Origin of the sequence: Burkholderia catarinensis (genome assembly GCF_001883705.2) — a bacterium.
Taxonomy (GTDB): Bacteria; Pseudomonadota; Gammaproteobacteria; order Burkholderiales; family Burkholderiaceae; genus Burkholderia; species Burkholderia catarinensis.
Window position 1 is genome coordinate 25417 of the sequence record NZ_MDEQ02000007.1, and the last position, 17361, is coordinate 42777.

Genomic DNA, 17361 nt, shown 5'->3' on the forward strand with positions numbered 1-17361 from the left:
GCAACGAGTAGGAGTGACGTGAAAACGCTGGAACCGTGGCTTCACCGGTACTGGAACATCGCGCCGGCGCGCCTGCAGGCGCTGGCATCGGGCCATACTAACAAAACGTATCTCGTCGAGTGCGATGCGGGACGCGCGGTGCTGCGCGTGTCGTGGTCCGGCAAGCCGGTCGGGCAGGTGCATCGCGAGGCGTCGATACTTGGGCGTCTCGGCCATTCGCGCACGGCGCCGATGCTGCCCGCGCTGCCGCGGCTGCGGCCAACCGTCGACGCGCAGTCCGGTGTGCAGGCCCCCGATGGAAGCTGGCTGCACCTGTTCGAGCATATCGACGGCAATCCCGGCCTGCCCGGCGATGCGCAGGCGGGCGCGATCGATGCGATGCGTACGCTGGCGCATCTGCATGCGGCACTGGCGGCGATACCCGTGAGCGAATCGGCGCCGCTGACGTGGCTGTCGGCACGTCATGCGCGCGTGTCGGCACGTGCGATGCCGTCGTTGCCGGGCGACTTGAACAGTCGCTACGAGACGATGATCCGGCGGATCGGCGCGCATCTCGACGCCGCCGCACGCTGGCTGACGGGGCCGGTGCATTGGCTGCACGGCGACTATCACGCGGGCAACCTGCTTTATGTAGGCAGCGCGGTGAGCGGCGTGCTGGATTTCGACGATGTCGGGCAGGGCGCGCAGTGGCTCGAGGCGGCCTTTGCGCTGTTCGCGCTGTCGCGCGATGCGGGCAGGGACGATCGCTTCGTATTCGATGCGCGGCGATGGGAAGCCGGCCTGCACGCGTATGCAGCGACGCGGCGCGATGCCGCGCCGGGCTGGATGCGCGAGCACCGCGAAGCGCTGACGGGCCTGTTCTGCGCGGACCAGACGTTGATCCATCTCGAAGCCGCGCAGCGCGGCCTGTGGATGCCGGGGCCCGGCATCGGCTTTCTCGGTGGCTGGCGGCAGTTGCTGGACAGTGCGGCGCCCGGCGGCTAGGCGGCCGTTGCGTCAGTGCTTCCGGTTCAGGAACAGGCGCACGGCTTCGACCGTGTTGGGCCGCGCTTCGCCGCGCCGCGATCCGTCGTGCATGCAGAACAGCACGTCGCGATGCCGCGCCGCGCCGGCGTCGGCATGCGCGCACATCGCGTCGAACAGCGCCTGCGGCGACGGCGCGGGCCGCTGCCAGTCGTCCAGTATCGCGGTCCAGCCCGTATGTTCGCGCTGCAGGCGCGCAAGCACGGCGGCGCGATTGTCCTGCGGCATCAGCCCGTACGGAAGGCGCAGCGGGATCGCGTCCGGCGCGGGAATGCCGGCTGCGCGATAGGCGTCGCGAATCAGCGCGTCGGTTGCATCGATCTCGTCGATCAGCGCGTCGTCCGCCAGCGTGCCCGGCCTCGCGTGCGAATGGGTGTGATTGCCGAGCCGGTGGCCGTCGCGCGCCATTCTCGCCGCGACGTCGAGCGCGCCCGCCAGGTTCTTGCCGAGCAGGAAGAAGGTCGCTTGGCACGACGCGGCGTGCAGGACGTCGAGCAAGGAGGGCGTCGACGGGCCGGGGCCGTCGTCGAAACTGAAGTGGATTGACATCGCGGTTGGGCGCGCCGTGAAGGAGTACCGGAACGATAGCGCAAGTCGCGCCGGGCAGCGGCCGGCGCATCGATCGGGCCGGTTATCGGGCAGGCTATCGGACCGGCTACTGGAGCGGCTCGATGGCCAGCGGACAGGTGCCGAGCGGATGCAGCCGCGTGCCGGTCCATTCGTAGAAGAACCGGGCCGCCTTCGCGTTGTTGTCGTCGCAATCGTCGTTGAGGCAGCCCGCGACGATCAGCAGCGCACTGCCGGCGCGAAAATCGACGCGCTCGTCGTCGTTGCCCATCACGCCCGAGATGGCCTTCACGCCGGGCATCGTGTACGTCGCGCCCGTGTATTTGTCGACGATCGCGAAATTCCGGCAATCCGTTCCGCAACCCCAGATCGCGACGCGATAGTGGCCGGCAAAATTGGCCGGTTGCGTGAATTCGTCGCGAATGACGGTGCGGTAGAGGCGCGCTTCCTTGCCGGCCAGCCGGGGCGATGCGGCCGGCTTGCGCGGCGCGCTTGCGGCGGGTGCCGGATAGCGGTCGAACGAAGGCGACGGGCATGCTGCGGGCGCCGCTCGGGCGACGCCGGAACCGGCGATCAGCGCGGCCGACGCGCTCGCGATCAACAGGAATCGACAGGCGAGCGCCATGTGAGTGTTTTTCATGTTCGGGGGGAGATCGGGCGGCGGGTCCGCATGGCCGGCGACGACGATTCTATGACGCTTCGCGAGTGGGCGTATCCGATTGCAGGTCGAACCGGCCATGCCGGACATGGCACGCCGTCAAGCATTGTCAAATCGCGGCGATATCACGATGCCTGACGTTTCAGGCGGCGCACCAAGGCTGTCATGTACCGGTCGATTGAGTATCCTTGGATTCGATTCGCGGTACTCACTCAGGCACAACCGGGAGGCTTCACATGAATGCACGTCTATACCGCGCGACCGTTGCCGGCGCGCTGATCGGATTGCTCGCACCGTTTTCGGTGGCCCATGCACAGCTTGGCGACGTCCTGAAGCAGGTCGGCGGTGGTGGCGATTCGGGCGACAGCGCGGGCGGTGCGCTCGGCAACCTTGGCGGCCTCGGCGGCGCACTGACGGGCGGCGGCGGTTCGTCGCTGATGCCGGGCAGTACCGGCAACGTCGCGGGCCTGCTGCAGTTCTGCATCCAGAACAACTATCTCGGCGGGGCGTCCGGCGGCGGCGCGTCGTCGGTGAAGGACGCGCTGATGGGCAAACTCGGCGGCAATGCGTCGTCCGACAGCAGCTACACCAGCGGCGCGAGCGGGATCCTCGACGCCGGCAACGGCAGCAAGCTCGACCTGAGCGGCGGCGGCCTGAAGCAGCAGGTGACCAAGCAGATCTGCGACAAGGTGCTGACGCAGGCGAAGTCGCTGTTGTAAGCGCCACGGCGCGCATCGCGCGCGCCGGCGCAGGGGGCGGTGCCCGCGCACCGTACCCCGCCAGCCATTCCGGCTGCTACGTCCGCAGCGACGAAAAGACCGTCGCGCATAGCGGTTATGCCGCCTGCGCGCACACGGCTCGAGATGCGGCTCAATCGGCCAGGCGCTTGTCCGCGAGTGCCTTGCAGCAGTCTTCGTACACCCATTGCACGAGTTTCGCCCGATAGTCGAGATCGTCGGTGTCGACGATTTCCTCGACCGCGTCGCGCGCCCACGACGCGTCGACGAACCCGGCGTGCCGCTTCGCGATGTCCTGCGCGAGCGCCGCGAGCCTGGCGACCGCGAGCCAGTCGGCCTGGCGGTGATGGCGGTCGAGCCAGCGGTGCGCGGCCTGGACCTGGAACGTGGCGTCCGGCCACGATTCGTTGAGGTAAAACGCACCGAGATTGCCGCAGGTGAGCCAGCAAAGCAGCTCCAGGCGGTCTTGCGAGCCGAGGGTATGGGGTGCGTCGGTCATGGCAGCGCTCACGAAATGCGTCGATTCCGGGCGGCGCCGGTTGCAATGGGCCGGCGCCGATAATAAAAACATAGCACGATGCGAGCCCGGCCGCGCACCCGGGCGGATGCTGACGCGGCGGCGGTTACGCGAATGCCGTGACGGCATGCGTAACCGGCGGCGGAGCAAGGGCGCGATAGCGCCCGGGTCCTTTCGAATGGCTGTCAATCGTCACGCCAGATGACTGAAACGCTCGCTAGAATGTCGGCTTCCCTGGAGGCGCAAAACGATGAAAATCTACGACCAGTTCTACATCGACGGCGCATGGCGCAAACCGGCCGGAACCGGCACGATCGACGTGATTGACTCGGGCACCGAGGCCGTGATCGGCCGGATTCCGGAGGGCGTCGCGTCCGACGCGCAGGCGGCGATCCGTGCGGCGCGCGCGGCCTTCGACGCGTGGGCGGCCACGCCGGCCGTGACGCGTGCGGGCTACCTGCGCAAGATCGTCGAGCATCTGCAGGCGCGCAGCGAGGAACTCGCGCAGTCGATCACCGGCGAAGTCGGGATGCCGATCAAGCTGTCGCGCGCGATCCAGGTCGGCGGTCCGATCTATAACTGGAAGGCGTACGCGAAGCTCGCCGAGTCGTTCGAATTCGAGGCGCAGGTCGGCAACTCGCTCGTGGTGCGCGAGCCGGTCGGCGTCGTTGCGGCGATCACGCCGTGGAACTACCCGCTCAACCAGGTCACGCTGAAGGTCGCGCCGGCGCTCGCGGCCGGCTGCACGGTCGTCCTGAAGCCGTCCGAAGTCGCGCCGCTCAACGCGTTCATGCTTGCCGAAGCGATTCACGAAGCCGGCCTGCCTGCCGGCGTGTTCAACCTCGTGTGCGGCTACGGTCCGGTCGTCGGCGAGGTGCTGGCTACCGATCCGGAGGTCGACATGGTGTCGTTCACGGGCTCGACGCGCGCCGGCAAGCGCGTGGCCGAGCTGGCGGCCGCGGGCGTCAAGCGCGTCGCGCTTGAACTGGGCGGCAAGTCGGCGTCGCTGATCCTCGACGACGCCGATTTCGCGACGGCGGTGAAGGGCACGGTCAACGCGTGCTACCTGAACGCGGGGCAGACCTGCTCGGCGCATACGCGCATGCTGGTGCCGGAAGCGCGTTACGACGAGGCGCGCGCGATCGCGAAGGCGGCAGCCGAAACGTACGTCGCGGGCGACCCGCGGCAGGATGCGACGCGCCTCGGCGCGCTTGCGTCCGCCGCGCAGCAGCAGCGCGTGCAGGCGTATATCCAGCGCGGAATCGACGAAGGCGCGGAACTGGTGACGGGCGGCACCGGTTTGCCGGAAGGGCTCGCGAAGGGCTTCTTCGTGAAGCCGACCGTGTTCGGCCGCGTCGATCCGAAATCGACGATCGCGCAGGAAGAGATCTTCGGGCCGGTGCTGTCGATCATCACGTATCGCGACGAAGACGAGGCCGTGCGGATCGCGAACGATTCGCCGTACGGGCTCGGCGGCGCGGTGTGGGCCGGCAGCGACGAACGCGCGATGGGCGTCGCGCGCCGCATCCGCACGGGGCAGGTCGACATCAACGGCGGCACGTGGAACGGTGCCGCGCCGTTCGGCGGCTTCAAGCAGTCGGGGCACGGCCGCGAGAACGGCGTGTACGGGCTCGAAGAGTATCTCGAGTACAAGTCGATGCAGTTGAGGCCAGTCAAGCCGGCCTGAGCGCTTCTCGCTGCATGAACCGGAAACGGCACGCTCGCGTGCCGTTTTTTATTGACGGCCGTCAAGGTGCGCGTCTGTGGATCGTCGATCATCGCGGTTCCGATGTTCCGACGAGGTTTCAGATGACCGTACGCACTTCCTTTCCGCCGCTGACGATTCGCGGCCGCACCTTGCTGCCTGTCGTGCAGGGCGGCATGGGCGTCGGCATCTCCGCGCACCGGCTCGCGGGCAGCGTCGCGCGCGAAGGCGCGGTCGGCACGATCGCGAGCATCGATCTGCGTCACCATCATGCGGACCTGCTCGCGCGTTGCCGCGCGCAGCCCGATCGCGCCACGCTCGAGGCCGCGAACCTCGACGCGCTCGCACGCGAGATCCGTCTCGCGAAGACCTACAGCGAAGGGCGCGGGATGATCGCGGTCAACGTGATGAAGGCGGTGAGCGCGCATGCGGACTACGTGCGTGTCGCGTGCGACGAGGGCGCCGATGCGATCGTGATGGGCGCGGGCCTGCCGCTCGATCTGCCCGATCTCACGCAAGGCCACGACATCGCGCTGATCCCGATCCTGTCGGACAGCCGCGGGATCGCGCTCGTGCTGAAGAAGTGGATGAAGAAGGGGCGCTTGCCCGACGCGATCGTGATCGAGCATCCGGCGCATGCGGGCGGCCACCTCGGCGTCACGCAGATCGACGACATGCACGACCATCGTTTCGATTTCGCACGCGTGCTCGACGAGACCGCCCAGGTGATGGCGACGCTCGGCCTCGCGCGCGAGACCGTCCCGCTGATCGTTGCGGGCGGGATCAACAGTCACGACACGGTGCGCGCGGCGTTCGCGGCCGGCGCGAACGGCGTGCAGGTCGGGACGCCGTTCGCGGTGACGGAAGAAGGCGACGCGCATCCGCACTTCAAGCGCGTGCTGGCCGACGCGACGCCCGACGACATCGTCGAGTTCGTCAGCGTGACGGGGCTGCCCGCGCGCGCGGTGAAAACGCCTTGGCTCGATCGTTACCTGCGCAACGAGACGCGCATCCGCGCCAAGCTCGGTGCGTTCAAGCAGCGCTGCCCGACGGCGCTCGAATGCCTGAGCGTATGCGGCTTGCGCGACGGCATCGAGAAGTTCGGCCATTTCTGCATCGACACGCGGCTGGCGGCCGCGCTGCGCGGCGACGTTGCGAACGGGCTGTTCTTTCGCGGCCGCGAAGCGCTGCCGTTCGGCCGTGCGATCCGCAGCGTGCGCGATTTGCTCGACCTGCTGCTGACGGGCAGTGCGACGGAGCCTGCGACAAACCGCCCCACGTTTACGCTGGCTTGACGGATATCAAGATGCCGAAAAGACCCTGCTGGGAGAATGGAAACCATTCTTTGGGGGTCCGTAGCATGCATAAAACGATTCAAACTTGTGTCACCGTTGCCGCCGTCGCGGCAAGCCTCGTCGCGATGCCTTCGCTGTCGCACGCGGCCTCACCGGGCGACGGCATCAACCAGGGTGACGTACTGGTTCGGCTTCGCGCGATCAGCATCCAGCCGAACGAGCGCGCGAGCGACACGCTCGGCGCGCTCAACGTCGGCGTGAACAACGCGATCGTGCCCGAGCTCGACTTCACGTACATGATCCGCGATTACCTCGGCGTCGAGCTGATCCTCGGCACGTCGCGGCATCAACTGACGTCGAGCCTCGGCAATCTCGGCGGCGTGGGCGTGCTGCCGCCGACGCTGCTGCTGCAGTATCACTTCAACCATGCCGGCAAGGTGCGTCCGTACGTCGGCGCGGGGTTGAACTACACGTACTTCTACAACAACGGGCTCAACGTCGGCGGGCAGGGCGTATCGATCAACAAGAGCAGCTTCGGCCCTGCGCTGCAGTTCGGCGTGGACGTGCAGGTGACGAAGAAGGTGTTCATGAACGTCGACGTGAAGAAGATCTGGATGAGCACCGATGCGACGCTCGGCGACAAGGGCATCGGCACGCTGCACATCGATCCGCTGATCGTCGGCGTGGGCGTCGGGATGAAGTTCTAGACGCGGCGGGAAAAGAACAGAGTTGGGGTTGGCGGCATGGCGGTCGGCATGCCGCTTTTTTTTTGCGCGACGGATTTACAGCTTGTCGTACTGGAAGCGCATCGCCGTGCCTTCGCGCGTGATGCGCTCCCACACCGCGCGCTTTTCGTCGTCGCTCAGGAACACCCAGTTCGACACTTCGGTGGCCGTGCGGCCGCAGCCCTTGCAGACTTCGTCGAAGAGGGTCGAGCACACGCCGATGCAGGGGCTGTCGGGCAGGTCGTGGAGATTGGAGGCCATCGAAAGGGTTCGCGCAGTTGAATCGTCAGCCGCCATTTTAATGCATCGCGGCCCGCCGGTCGGACGGAGGCCGCCGGCATGCCGTGCCGGTGCGGGGTCGTGACGGTACGGCGGTGTGTCCGGCACGCGAACGCGGTTTCGCCGCCGCCTGTTTTTCCCGGTGGACAGCCGCCGATTACCCGATAGAATTCCCTCGGAACACCCCGTCGCACGGGCGGCCTGACTGGCCGTCGGCGGGAATCTGTTCCGTTTGCGCGACACCGGCATGATTTTTTTGTGACGGGGCGCGAATGATGGTAGTTTTCGGGGTTTTCGAGGGGCGGAGCACCAGAATGCGCCGCCATGACGAGGCAGACGGCAGCCGGGCAACGCGTCCGGCCGGAGGGAGAACGGGATGAAAGCAAAGGTAGTGGGCCGGTTCGCAGCGCTCGCGCTGTGCGTGGGTGCATCGGCGGCAGCGGCGAAGGATACGCAGCTCAATGTCTATAACTGGTCGGACTACATTGCGAAGGACACGATCCCGAACTTCGAGAAGCAGGCGGGCGTCAAGGTCCGCTACGACAACTACGACAGCGACGACACGCTGCAGGCGAAGCTGCTGACGGGCAGCTCGGGCTACGACATCGTCGTGCCGACCAGCAACTACGCGGGCAAGCAGATCGCCGCCGGCATCTTCGCGCCGCTCGACAAGTCGAAGCTCCCGAACCTCAAGTACCTCGATCCGCAGCTGATGGCGCTCGTCGCCGGCGCGGACCCGGGCAACAAGTTCTCGGTGCCCTGGGCGTACGGCACGACGGGTCTCGCGTACAACCTGACGAAGGCGCAGCAGGCGCTCGGCAAGGTGCCGCTCGACAACTGGGACATCCTGTTCAAGCCGGAAAACCTGTCGAAGCTGAAGACCTGCGGCGTGTCGGTGCTCGACGCACCCGACCAGATGTTCGCGGCGGCGCTGCACTACATCGGCAAGGATCCGATGAGCACGAATCCGGCCGACTACAAGGCCGCGATGGAAGTGCTGAAGAAGATCCGCCCGTACATCACGCAATTCAACTCGTCGGGCTACATCAACGACCTGGTCGGCGGCGACATCTGCTTCGCGTTCGGCTGGTCGGGCGACGTCGTGATCGCGAAGCATCGCGCGATCGAAGCGAAGAAGGCCTACAAGATCGAGTACTACATCCCGAAGGGCGGCGCGCCGGTCTGGTTCGACGTGATGGCGATCCCGAAGGACGCGAAGAACAAGGATGCCGCGCTGCAGTGGATCAACTACATCGAGGATCCGAAGGTGCACGCGGCGATCACGAACGCGGTGTACTACCCGAGCGCCAACGCCGAGGCACGCAAGTACGTGCGGCCCGACGTCGCGAACGATCCGGCCGTCTACCCGCCGGCCGACGTCGTGAAGACGCTGTTCCTGCTCAAGCCGCTGCCGCCTGAAATCCAGCGCCTGCAGACGCGTCTGTGGACCGAGCTGAAGTCGGGCCGCTGACGCGAGCCGGCGTTCCCCAGCAGTCATGAAGCCCCTGGTGCCCCCGGGGGCTTTGTTCGTCAAACGCAGGAGAGAAGCAGCACATCATGAATAGCCAGTCGGGTGCGCCGGTCGCGGGCGCACCGTCCACCGTTTCCTTCTCCGGCGCCGATGCGCGCGCCGAGAACTTTGTCCAGATCGTCGACGTCGTCAAGAAATTCGGCGATACCGAAGCCGTGCGCAGCGTCAACCTGACCGTGCGCCAGGGCGAACTGTTCGCGCTGCTCGGCAGCTCGGGCTGCGGCAAGTCGACGTTGCTGCGGATGCTCGCGGGCCTCGAGACGGTCACGTCGGGCAAGATCCTGATCGACGGCGAGGATCTCGCGCAGATGCCGCCGTACAAGCGGCCCGTGAACATGATGTTCCAGTCGTATGCGCTGTTCCCGCACATGTCGGTCGAGTCGAACGTCGCGTTCGGGCTCAAACAGGAAGGCGTGCCGCGCGCCGAGATGAAGGAGCGCGTGCACGCGGCGCTCGAACTCGTGCAGATGAGCAAGTACGCGAAGCGCAAGCCGCACCAGCTGTCGGGCGGCCAGCAGCAGCGCGTCGCGCTCGCGCGTTCGCTCGTCAAGCGCCCGAAGCTGCTGCTGCTCGACGAGCCGATGTCCGCGCTCGACAAGCAGATCCGCCAGCGCACGCAGATCGAGCTCGTCAACATCCTGAACAGGGTCGGCGTCACCTGCATCATGGTCACGCACGACCAGGAAGAAGCGATGACGATGGCGAACCGCCTCGCGGTGATGAGCGAAGGGCAGATCGTCCAGATCGGCTCGCCGAATGAAGTGTACGAGTATCCGAACAGCCGCTTCTCGGCCGAGTTCATCGGTTCGACGAACCTGTTCGACGGCGTGACCGTCGAGGATGAACCCGACCACGTGTACATCGAATCGCCGGAACTGCCGAGCCGGCTGTACGTGAGCCACGGGATCTCGGGCCCGCTCGGGATGCCGGTCACGGTATCGGTGCGCCCCGAACGGATCGCGCTCACGCGCAAGCCGCCCGAAGGCGCGTTCAACTGGGCGCGCGGCAGGATCGGCAACGTCGCGTACATGGGCGGCTATTCGCTGTATCACGTGAGGCTCGACGCGGGCAAGACGGTGATCGCGAACGTGTCGAGCCTCGCGATTTCCGAGCTCGACACGCCGGCGCTCGGCGACGAGATCTACGTGCGCTGGAGCGCGACCGCGGGCGTGGTGCTGACGTCATGACCCCGTTCAAGTCCATGCTCTCGTGGCCGGTGCGGCGCTTCAACCTGACGGGCGCCACGGCGGTCGTCGCGGGGCCGTTCACGTGGCTCGTGCTGTTCTTCCTCGTGCCGTTCGTGCTGGTCGTCAAGATCAGCTTCGCGGAGCTGCAGCTCGGCATCCCGCCGTACACGGAACTCGCGTCGTACGCCGACGGCGTCGTGCACGTCGCGCTGAACCTGTCGCACTACGCGTTCCTGTTCACGGACAGCCTGTATTTCGCGACCTACGTGAACTCGGTGTGGGTGGCCGCGATCACGACGCTGCTGTGCCTGCTGATCGGCTATCCGATGGCGTACTACATCGCGCGCTCGAACCCGGCGACGCGCAACCTGCTGATGATGGGCGTGATGCTGCCGTTCTGGACGTCGTTCCTGATCCGCGTGTACGCATGGATCGGCATCCTGAAGAACAACGGCCTGCTGAACAACTTCCTGATGTGGATCGGGCTGACCCATACGCCGATCGAGCTGTACCGCACGAACTACGCGGTGTACATCGGGATGGTGTATTCGTACCTGCCGTTCCTCGTGATGCCGCTCTACGCGCACCTCGTGAAGATGGACCTGCGCCTGCTCGAAGCCGCGTACGACCTAGGAGCTAAGCCGTGGAAGGCGTTCGTGCAGATCACGTTGCCGCTGTCGAGGAACGGGATCATCGCGGGCTGCCTGCTCGTGTTCATCCCGGCGGTGGGCGAGTACGTGATTCCGGAGCTGCTCGGCGGCGCGAACACGCTGATGATCGGCCGCGTGATGTGGAATGAGTTCTTCAACAACGCAGACTGGCCGATGGCATCGGCGGTGACCTGTGCGATGGTGCTGCTGCTGCTCGTGCCGATGGCGATGTTCCAGCGTTCCCAGGCAAAGGAGCAGGAGGGCCGTCGATGAAGCCGAATCGTTACCTGCAGTTCGCGGCGCTGTTTGCCGGCTTCGCGTTCCTGTACATCCCGATCATCAGCCTGATCGTCTATTCGTTCAACGAGTCGAAGCTCGTCACCGTGTGGTCGGGCTTCTCGTTGCGCTGGTACACGGCGCTCGTCCAGGACGACGAGCTGCTGACGGCCGCGTGGCTGTCGCTGAAGATCGGCGTGCTGACCGCGTTCGCGTCGGTGTTCATCGGCACGTGGGCCGGCTTCGTGCTCGCGCGGATGGGGCGCTTTCGCGGCTTCGCGCTGTTCAGCGGGATGATCAATGCGCCGCTCGTGATTCCCGAGGTGATCCAGGGGATCTCGCTGCTGCTGCTGTTCATCGAGCTGGCGAAGTGGATCGGCTGGCCGGCCGAACGCGGGGTCTTCACGATCTGGCTCGGCCACGTGATGCTGTGCATCTCGTACGTCGCGATCATCGTGCAGTCGCGCGTGCGCGAGCTGAACCCGTCGCTGGAGGAAGCCGCGCTCGATCTTGGCGCGACGCCGCTGAAGGTGTTCTTCACGATCACGCTGCCGTTGATCTCGCAGGCGCTGGTCGCGGGCTGGCTGCTGTCGTTCACGCTGTCGATCGACGATCTCGTGCTGTCGGCGTTCCTGTCGGGCCCCGGCTCGACGACGCTGCCGCTCGTCGTGTTCTCGCGCGTGCGCCTCGGGCTGAACCCGGAAATGAACGCGCTCGCGACGCTGTTCATCGTCGCGGTGACGGCGGGTGTCGTGATCGCGAACTTCGTGATGCTGCGTCAAGAGCGCAAGCGGATGGCGGGGTTCGCGGCCTGACACGCAGGTTGCGGCCGCAACGAAAAACGCCCGGCACCGACGACGAGTCGGGCCGGGCGTTTTGCTTGGGCGCGTTGCGTACCGCTCGACGCCGGTCAGTACGCGAAGCTCTTGCCGGGCGTCGTCCAGACCGCCGTGGCTGCCGTGCACGGCTGGAGGCTCAACGTGCCACTCGCGGCCGGTGCGAGGCAGCGGCCCGTCGGCTGCGACACGAGTTGCGCCGAACCCGGCGCCGTGCCGGTCTTCACGAGCCACTGCTGATCGGCCGCGCCGGCGATGCAGGTGCGCAGCAGCGCGCCGTTGCCCGCGCTTGCTGCCTGCGCGGTGAGGCAGTAGCTGTACTTGGTTTGCAGCGTGCCGTCGCTCGCGGCGACCCACAGTTGCGGATTGAAGTGCGTGCCGCCGGACGTGCGCACCGACGCGAGCGTCGGGCAGGCACCGAGCACCACGGGATGGCCGTCGGCTAGGCCGCCCGACGCGGTCAGGCAGGCGCCGTTCGCTTTCACGAGGCCGGCCGCCGATTGCTGCGGGCCGCCGATCAGCGTCGCGACGCCGTTCGACACGGACGCGTTCGCATCACTGGCGGGGCAGGTCTTGTTGACCGTGACCGACGGTGCCGGCACCGTCACCGCGTTGCCGATCGCGTCGTATGCGCGAACGCTGAACTGCGCGTCCGTGTAGGCGACCGACGTGCAGCTCGTGCGGCTCGAGTTCCAGTCGAAATATTCGACCCACTGGCTGATCGACGAGACCGGTACCTGCGTCTGCGTCGTGCCGACATAGATGCTGCCGATGTCGAAGCTGTCGCCGGCCGAGCCGGGCGTTACGTCGGTGACATTGCTCTTGAACCAGCCGGGCCCCTGGTTCGTGTCCGGCGTGATGCGGAACCGGTAGGTGTGCCCGGCTTGCCAGTCGTAGCGGTAGCGGCACTGTGCCCCTGCGCTGCCGTCCGTCGCCGAGCCGCTGACCGTGCAATAGCTGCCCGCACCGATGCCGGCGCTCGCGGGCGTACCGGGCTTCGCGGCCGTCGCGCCCCACAGGCTGAACAGGAATTGCCGGCCGACGCCTTCGCTTGCCGACACCAGCTCGGTCGACTGCAGGCCGGTGTAGCCGTGCAGCGAATTGACCTGGTTCGACCAGAACACGTTCGAGTTCGGGCCCGGGTCGGTCTGCGGCGTGATGAACAGGTCGAGCGTGCCGACACTGCGTACCGTCGACGGAAACCACGTGTTGCTGTAAAGGCCGGGCGTCGAACCGAGGAAGCCGGACAGCGTCGGTGCGGTGCTGGACGACAGCGTCGCGAGACCGGGCGCAGGATTACCCGTGACGGTGAAACTGCGCGCGCCCGCCGGCGGCAGCGCCGCAACGGGCGGTACGTCGAGCGTGAAGCCGAACGTGCAAGTGCCGCCGGCCGGTATGGTCGCGCCCGACAGCGTGACCTGCGCCGCGCCATCGCTGGCCAGTGTGCCGCCGCATGCGTTCGTGAAGCCGCTGGCGGCAAAGCCGGCCGGCATGCCGATGAAGAGGCCGGCGGCGGCGGGATCGGTGCCGGTGTTGGTGAGCTTAAGCGTCGCCTTGTCGGTCCCGCCGACCGACGGCGAGAGACTGGCGAGCGTCAACGCTGCCGTGTAGGCGGGCGTGGCGAGCGCAGGGAGCGGGGCGAGTATCAGTGCGGCGATTGCCGCACGATTGACGGAGATGACGAGCATGACCGGACTCCTGAATAATTATTCGTTGTCGACACGCGACGTACGGGCGCGCGGCGGCGAGTCTAGCATGCGGTCCTGACAAATTCGTGATGGACGGGTGCGTCGCGGGCCGGACGCGGGTTCGATTCCCGCGTCCGGCCGTACTGTCGCTTACGCGCCGAATGCCGCCTTGGCCAGCAGCCCAAGCGCGACGCACACGAGCACAGCCGCGAAACCGGCCTGCACGTGCCGCGCGGCGAGGTGCCGCGACGCACCGCGGCCGGCGGCCATGCCGAGCGCGGTCGCGACGGTGAACCACAGCGTCACGTCGAGCGGCGCGCGCGTGCCCGACACGAGCGTCGCGAATACACCGCCGGTGCCGACCAGCGCGATCACCATCAGCGACGTCGCGACGACACCGTGCATCGACACGTTCGTGAACTTGCGCAGCATCGGCACGATCACGAAACCGCCGCCTACGCCGAGCAATCCCGTCATCAAACCCGTCACCGCGCCGGTCGACGCAAGCGCGACGCCCACGGGCCAGGACCACACGAGCCGGCCTGTGTCGGGATTCACGCGGCCGACGCACAGCGGCGACGCGTCCGCATCGATGGGCGTTTGCCGCAGCGCCTGCCGCAGCAGGCGGCCGGCGATAACCAGCATCGTCAGCGCGAACAGCGCGAGCAGCATGCGTTGCGGCAGCACGTGCGCGAGCCGCACGCCGAGCGTGGTCAACGGTACGCCGGCCACGGCCATCAACAGCGCCGCGCGATAGCGCACGAGCCCGCGGCGGAAGCCTTCGAGCGCGCCGAGCGCGGCGCTGCCGGCCACCGCGACGAGTGCGACGGGCGTGGCCTGCTGCATCGGCCAGCTCATCCCGACGACGAGCGCGGGCACCGCGAGAATGCCGCCGCCGGCGCCGGTCAGGCCGAGCACGGCGCCGACGAAGCCGCCCAGTACGAGGGAAATCAGCATGACGTCATCGCGCTCCGGTCAACCTGCGATCGCGGGCTTCGCGAGCCATTCGCGGCCCTTGAGCATCGCCTTCCAGTAGAGCGGCGGCAGCACGCGTTCCTTGAGCAGCCACGCGAGCCGCGACGGGCGGCGGCCGTCGATCAGCCACGCGGGGAAGGTCGGCGCGACCTTGCCGCCGTACAGGAATTCGGCGAGCACGATCTTGCCGCGCTCGACGGTGAGCGGGCACGAGCCGTAGCCGTCGTACGCAGCGTCGCCGTGCGCACGGCCGAGCGACGCGAGCAGGTTGTGCGCGACGACGGGCGCCTGCTTGCGGGCGGCCGCGGCCGTTTTCGCATTGGTCGTGTTGGTGGCGTCGCCGAGTGCGTAGATGTCCGGAAACTGCCGGTGCCGCAGCGTCGCCGGATCGACGTCGATCCAGCCGGCCGCGTCGGCGAGCGGGCTCGAGCGCACGAAGTCGGGCGCCTTCTGCGGCGGCACCACATGGATCATGTCGAACGAACGCTCGACGGTTTCCTTGCCGCCGTCCGGCAGCGCGCGCGCGAACGTCGCACGGCGCGCGGGCCCGTCGATCGCGACGAGGTTGTGGCCGAACGACAATGCGATGTCGTAGCTTTTCACGTACTCCATCAGCGCGGGCACGTAGTCGGCGACGCCGAACAGTGCGCCGCCCGCATTCAGGAACTCGACGTTCGCGGCCTCGAGGCGGCCCGCGCGCCGCCAGTGGTCGCACGACAGGTACATCGCCTTCTGCGGCGCGCCCGCGCACTTGATCGGCATCGGCGGCTGCGCGAAGAGCGCGTTGCCGCCGCGGAATTCACGGACGAGCTCCCATGTGTACGGCGCGAGATCGTAGCGGTAGTTCGACGTGACGCCGTTGCGGCCGAGCGTGTCGGCAAGGCCCTCGATCGCGTGCCAGTCGAGCTTGAGCCCCGGGCACACGACGAGCTTGCGGTAGCCGATGCGGCGGCAGCCGTCGAGCACGACCGTATGCGCGTCGGGCTCGAAGCCCGCGACGGCGGCCTGAATCCGGTGCACGCCGCGCGGCAGCACGTCGGTCATCCGGCGCGCGGTGGTCTCGGGCCGGAATACGCCCGCGCCGACCATCGTCCAGCCCGGCTGGTAGTAGTGGACATCGGCCGGATCGATCACCGCGATGTCGAGTGACGCGTCGCGTGCGAGCAGGCTCGACGCGACCGCGATGCCGGCCGCGCCCGCGCCGACGATCACGATGTCGTGCCGCGCGTCGACGGCCGGCGCCGCCTGCCGGCCGCCTTGCGCGACACGCGAAGCGAGCGCGCGCAGGTCGTAGCCGGCCGCATCGGCCGTCGCGACGATGTCGTTCAGCGGGCGCAGGCCGGCTTGCGACAGCGCCCACAGCGTGGCCGAACGCGTGCCGCTGCGGCAGTAAGCGAGCACCGGGCCTTCGAGCGACGCGACGAGCGCGCCGAATTGCGCGGCCTGCTCGTCGGTCACCTTGCCCGTATTGACCGGCAGGTAATGCACGTCGATGCCGAGCGGCGCGGCGGCCGCGCGGATCTCGGTGACGGTCGGCTGGTCGGGGCCTTCGCCGTCGGGCCGGTTGCAGATGATCGCGCGGACGCCCGCCGCATGAAGCGCGGGCAGGTCGGCCGCCGTGATCTGCGGCGAGACCGACAGCGCGTCGGTCAGCTTGCGGATGGTCATGTCGGGGTTCTCCGGTTGCGGTGCACGGCTCAGATCGCGTCGAGCGGGATCTTCAGGTAGCGCACGCCATTGTTTTCTGGCTCGGGCAGATGGCCGGCGCGCATGTTGACCTGCACGGACGGCAGCATCAGCACGGGCATGTCGAGCGTCGCATCGCGCGCGGTGCGCATCGCCACGAAATCGTCCTCGGTCACGCCGTCCTTCACGTGGACGTTCGCGCGCCGCTGCTCGGCGACGGTCGTCACGAACTGCACGTCGCGGCCGCCCGGCTGGTAGTCGTGGCACAGGTACAGGCGCGTGTCGGGCGGCAGGCCGAGCACGCGTGCGATCGAGCGGTACAGCGTGCGTGCATCGCCGCCGGGGAAGTCGCAGCGGGCCGTGCCGTAGTCGGGCATGAACAGCGTGTCGCCGACGAACGCCGCGCGCTGCGCCGCGTCGTCGACGCAGTAGGTCATGCACGCGGGCGTGTGGCCCGGCGTGTGCAGCGCGCGGATCGTCAGCGCGCCGAGCGCGAGCGTGTCGCCGTCGTCGACGAGCCGGTCGAACTGGCGGCCGTCCTCCGCAAAGCCGGGGCCGGCGTTGAACAGCGTGCCGAAGACATGCTGCACGCGTCGCACGTGCGAACCGATCGCGATCCGGCCGCCGACCTGCGCTTTCAGGTACGGCGCGGCCGACAGGTGATCGGCGTGCACGTGGGTCTCCAGCAGCCAGTGCACGGTCGCGCCGAGTTCGGCGACGCGGGCGATCAGCCGGTCGGCGCTGGCGGTGCGCGTGCGGCCGGATTTCGGGTCGTAGTCGAGCACGCTGTCGATCAGCGCGCACGCGCGGCTCGCCGTATCGAGCAGGAGATAGCTGACGGTGTGGGTCGCCGGGTCGAAAAAGCCTTCGACCGACAGTGCGGGGGCGTTGCTCACGGGGGTGTCCTCGATCGGGTTCTGCATCTGCAATCGGGCACTTTGACTCAAGAAGCATGCCAGCCTGCGCCGCGGCACCGGCCGATGTGCCAGGGACTTGATTCGACTCGGGTTTTCGGCGCACCTGCGG

Annotated in this window: 17 protein-coding genes; 9 read left to right on the top strand and 8 right to left on the bottom strand. The window is 67.6% G+C overall.

All coding sequences use genetic code 11. From position 1 onward, the window contains the following. Positions 1–18: 18 nt before the first annotated feature. Positions 19–984 (top strand): phosphotransferase, encoded by a 966-nt coding sequence (locus BFF94_RS12955; RefSeq protein WP_128845819.1) that lies wholly within the window; start codon positions 19–21, stop codon positions 982–984. Between the two features lie 12 nt (positions 985–996). Here BFF94_RS12955 and BFF94_RS12960 read toward each other — a convergent pair whose 3' ends face one another. Together BFF94_RS12960 and BFF94_RS12965 are read right to left on the bottom strand one after the other, a co-directional pair. Then, on the bottom strand, positions 997–1572 hold the full coding sequence (locus BFF94_RS12960) for a polysaccharide deacetylase family protein (RefSeq protein WP_219139418.1): 576 nt from the start codon (positions 1570–1572) through the stop codon (positions 997–999). Between the two features lie 106 nt (positions 1573–1678). After that, positions 1679–2215 (bottom strand): hypothetical protein, encoded by a 537-nt coding sequence (locus BFF94_RS12965; RefSeq protein ID WP_128845851.1) that lies wholly within the window; start codon positions 2213–2215, stop codon positions 1679–1681. A gap of 269 nt (positions 2216–2484) precedes the next feature. Here BFF94_RS12965 and BFF94_RS12970 point away from each other — a divergent pair, with 269 nt between their 5' ends. Then, complete coding sequence (locus BFF94_RS12970) at positions 2485–2967, top strand: YjjA family protein (protein ID WP_128845814.1); 483 nt, start codon at positions 2485–2487, stop codon at positions 2965–2967. A 151-nt stretch (positions 2968–3118) separates the two neighbouring features. Here the strand turns inward: BFF94_RS12970 and BFF94_RS12975 are convergent, their stop codons facing one another. Continuing rightward, positions 3119–3484 carry a hypothetical protein gene (locus tag BFF94_RS12975; RefSeq protein ID WP_128845811.1) on the bottom strand — a complete coding sequence of 122 codons (366 nt, stop codon included), beginning with the start codon at positions 3482–3484 and terminating at the stop codon, positions 3119–3121. A gap of 268 nt (positions 3485–3752) precedes the next feature. Between BFF94_RS12975 and BFF94_RS12980 the strand changes: the two genes are divergently transcribed. From BFF94_RS12980 to BFF94_RS12990, 3 genes are all read left to right on the top strand, one after another. After that, complete coding sequence (locus BFF94_RS12980; RefSeq protein ID WP_219139419.1) at positions 3753–5189, top strand: aldehyde dehydrogenase family protein; 1437 nt, start codon at positions 3753–3755, stop codon at positions 5187–5189. A 122-nt stretch (positions 5190–5311) separates the two neighbouring features. After that, entirely contained in the window at positions 5312–6502 is a 1191-nt protein-coding gene (locus BFF94_RS12985) for an NAD(P)H-dependent flavin oxidoreductase (protein WP_128845808.1), read from the top strand. A 65-nt stretch (positions 6503–6567) separates the two neighbouring features. Beyond that, on the top strand, positions 6568–7209 hold the full coding sequence (locus BFF94_RS12990; protein ID WP_128845806.1) for an OmpW/AlkL family protein: 642 nt from the start codon (positions 6568–6570) through the stop codon (positions 7207–7209). A 75-nt stretch (positions 7210–7284) separates the two neighbouring features. Here BFF94_RS12990 and BFF94_RS12995 read toward each other — a convergent pair whose 3' ends face one another. Beyond that, the gene (locus BFF94_RS12995; RefSeq protein WP_128845803.1) at positions 7285–7488 is read right to left on the bottom strand and encodes a DUF1289 domain-containing protein; all 204 of its coding nucleotides are present in this window, start codon (positions 7486–7488) and stop codon (positions 7285–7287) included. Between the two features lie 394 nt (positions 7489–7882). On the opposite strand from BFF94_RS12995, the gene BFF94_RS13000 reads away from it, so the two are divergent. From BFF94_RS13000 to BFF94_RS13015, 4 genes are all read left to right on the top strand, one after another. Then, positions 7883–8977: a polyamine ABC transporter substrate-binding protein gene (locus BFF94_RS13000; protein ID WP_128845800.1), complete on the top strand. Its 1095-nt coding sequence runs from the start codon at positions 7883–7885 to the stop codon at positions 8975–8977. Between the two features lie 86 nt (positions 8978–9063). After that, positions 9064–10224: an ABC transporter ATP-binding protein gene (locus BFF94_RS13005; protein WP_128845798.1), complete on the top strand. Its 1161-nt coding sequence runs from the start codon at positions 9064–9066 to the stop codon at positions 10222–10224. Then, complete coding sequence (locus BFF94_RS13010; RefSeq protein ID WP_128845795.1) at positions 10221–11147, top strand: ABC transporter permease subunit; 927 nt, start codon at positions 10221–10223, stop codon at positions 11145–11147. The genes BFF94_RS13005 and BFF94_RS13010 overlap by 4 nt, the downstream gene beginning before the upstream one ends. Further along, positions 11144–11965: an ABC transporter permease subunit gene (locus BFF94_RS13015; RefSeq protein WP_128845792.1), complete on the top strand. Its 822-nt coding sequence runs from the start codon at positions 11144–11146 to the stop codon at positions 11963–11965. The genes BFF94_RS13010 and BFF94_RS13015 overlap by 4 nt, the downstream gene beginning before the upstream one ends. A gap of 95 nt (positions 11966–12060) precedes the next feature. On the opposite strand, the gene BFF94_RS13020 is transcribed toward BFF94_RS13015, so the two are convergent. From BFF94_RS13020 to BFF94_RS13035, 4 genes are all read right to left on the bottom strand, one after another. Beyond that, a complete protein-coding gene (locus BFF94_RS13020) occupies positions 12061–13674 on the bottom strand; it encodes an RICIN domain-containing protein (protein ID WP_128845789.1) in 1614 nt (537 codons plus the stop codon). Positions 13675–13824: 150 nt separating this feature from the next. Continuing rightward, positions 13825–14631 carry a sulfite exporter TauE/SafE family protein gene (locus tag BFF94_RS13025; protein WP_219139420.1) on the bottom strand — a complete coding sequence of 269 codons (807 nt, stop codon included), beginning with the start codon at positions 14629–14631 and terminating at the stop codon, positions 13825–13827. Positions 14632–14649: 18 nt separating this feature from the next. Next, the gene (locus BFF94_RS13030; RefSeq protein WP_128845784.1) at positions 14650–16317 is read right to left on the bottom strand and encodes a bifunctional protein tyrosine phosphatase family protein/NAD(P)/FAD-dependent oxidoreductase; all 1668 of its coding nucleotides are present in this window, start codon (positions 16315–16317) and stop codon (positions 14650–14652) included. Positions 16318–16346: 29 nt separating this feature from the next. Continuing rightward, positions 16347–17258: an MBL fold metallo-hydrolase gene (locus BFF94_RS13035; RefSeq protein ID WP_372454193.1), complete on the bottom strand. Its 912-nt coding sequence runs from the start codon at positions 17256–17258 to the stop codon at positions 16347–16349. Between the last annotated feature and the right edge of the window lie 103 nt (positions 17259–17361).

Excerpts from the sequence above, each read along its gene's own strand:
- BFF94_RS13025 (WP_219139420.1), bottom strand. The coding sequence starts at position 14,631 with ATGCTGATTTCCCTCGTACTGGGCGGCTTCGTCGGCGCCGTGCTCGGC.
- BFF94_RS12995 (WP_128845803.1), bottom strand. The coding sequence starts at position 7,488 with ATGGCCTCCAATCTCCACGACCTGCCCGACAGCCCCTGCATCGGCGTG.
- BFF94_RS13020 (WP_128845789.1), bottom strand. The coding sequence starts at position 13,674 with ATGCTCGTCATCTCCGTCAATCGTGCGGCAATCGCCGCACTGATACTC.
- BFF94_RS13015 (WP_128845792.1), top strand. The coding sequence starts at position 11,144 with ATGAAGCCGAATCGTTACCTGCAGTTCGCGGCGCTGTTTGCCGGCTTC.
- BFF94_RS12965 (WP_128845851.1), bottom strand. The coding sequence starts at position 2,215 with ATGGCGCTCGCCTGTCGATTCCTGTTGATCGCGAGCGCGTCGGCCGCG.
- BFF94_RS12975 (WP_128845811.1), bottom strand. The coding sequence starts at position 3,484 with ATGACCGACGCACCCCATACCCTCGGCTCGCAAGACCGCCTGGAGCTG.
- BFF94_RS12970 (WP_128845814.1), top strand. The coding sequence starts at position 2,485 with ATGAATGCACGTCTATACCGCGCGACCGTTGCCGGCGCGCTGATCGGA.
- BFF94_RS13035 (WP_372454193.1), bottom strand. The coding sequence starts at position 17,258 with ATGCAGAACCCGATCGAGGACACCCCCGTGAGCAACGCCCCCGCACTG.
- BFF94_RS13010 (WP_128845795.1), top strand. The coding sequence starts at position 10,221 with ATGACCCCGTTCAAGTCCATGCTCTCGTGGCCGGTGCGGCGCTTCAAC.
- BFF94_RS12990 (WP_128845806.1), top strand. The coding sequence starts at position 6,568 with ATGCATAAAACGATTCAAACTTGTGTCACCGTTGCCGCCGTCGCGGCA.
- BFF94_RS13000 (WP_128845800.1), top strand. The coding sequence starts at position 7,883 with ATGAAAGCAAAGGTAGTGGGCCGGTTCGCAGCGCTCGCGCTGTGCGTG.
- BFF94_RS12960 (WP_219139418.1), bottom strand. The coding sequence starts at position 1,572 with ATGTCAATCCACTTCAGTTTCGACGACGGCCCCGGCCCGTCGACGCCC.
- BFF94_RS12985 (WP_128845808.1), top strand. The coding sequence starts at position 5,312 with ATGACCGTACGCACTTCCTTTCCGCCGCTGACGATTCGCGGCCGCACC.
- BFF94_RS13030 (WP_128845784.1), bottom strand. The coding sequence starts at position 16,317 with ATGACCATCCGCAAGCTGACCGACGCGCTGTCGGTCTCGCCGCAGATC.
- BFF94_RS12980 (WP_219139419.1), top strand. The coding sequence starts at position 3,753 with ATGAAAATCTACGACCAGTTCTACATCGACGGCGCATGGCGCAAACCG.
- BFF94_RS13005 (WP_128845798.1), top strand. The coding sequence starts at position 9,064 with ATGAATAGCCAGTCGGGTGCGCCGGTCGCGGGCGCACCGTCCACCGTT.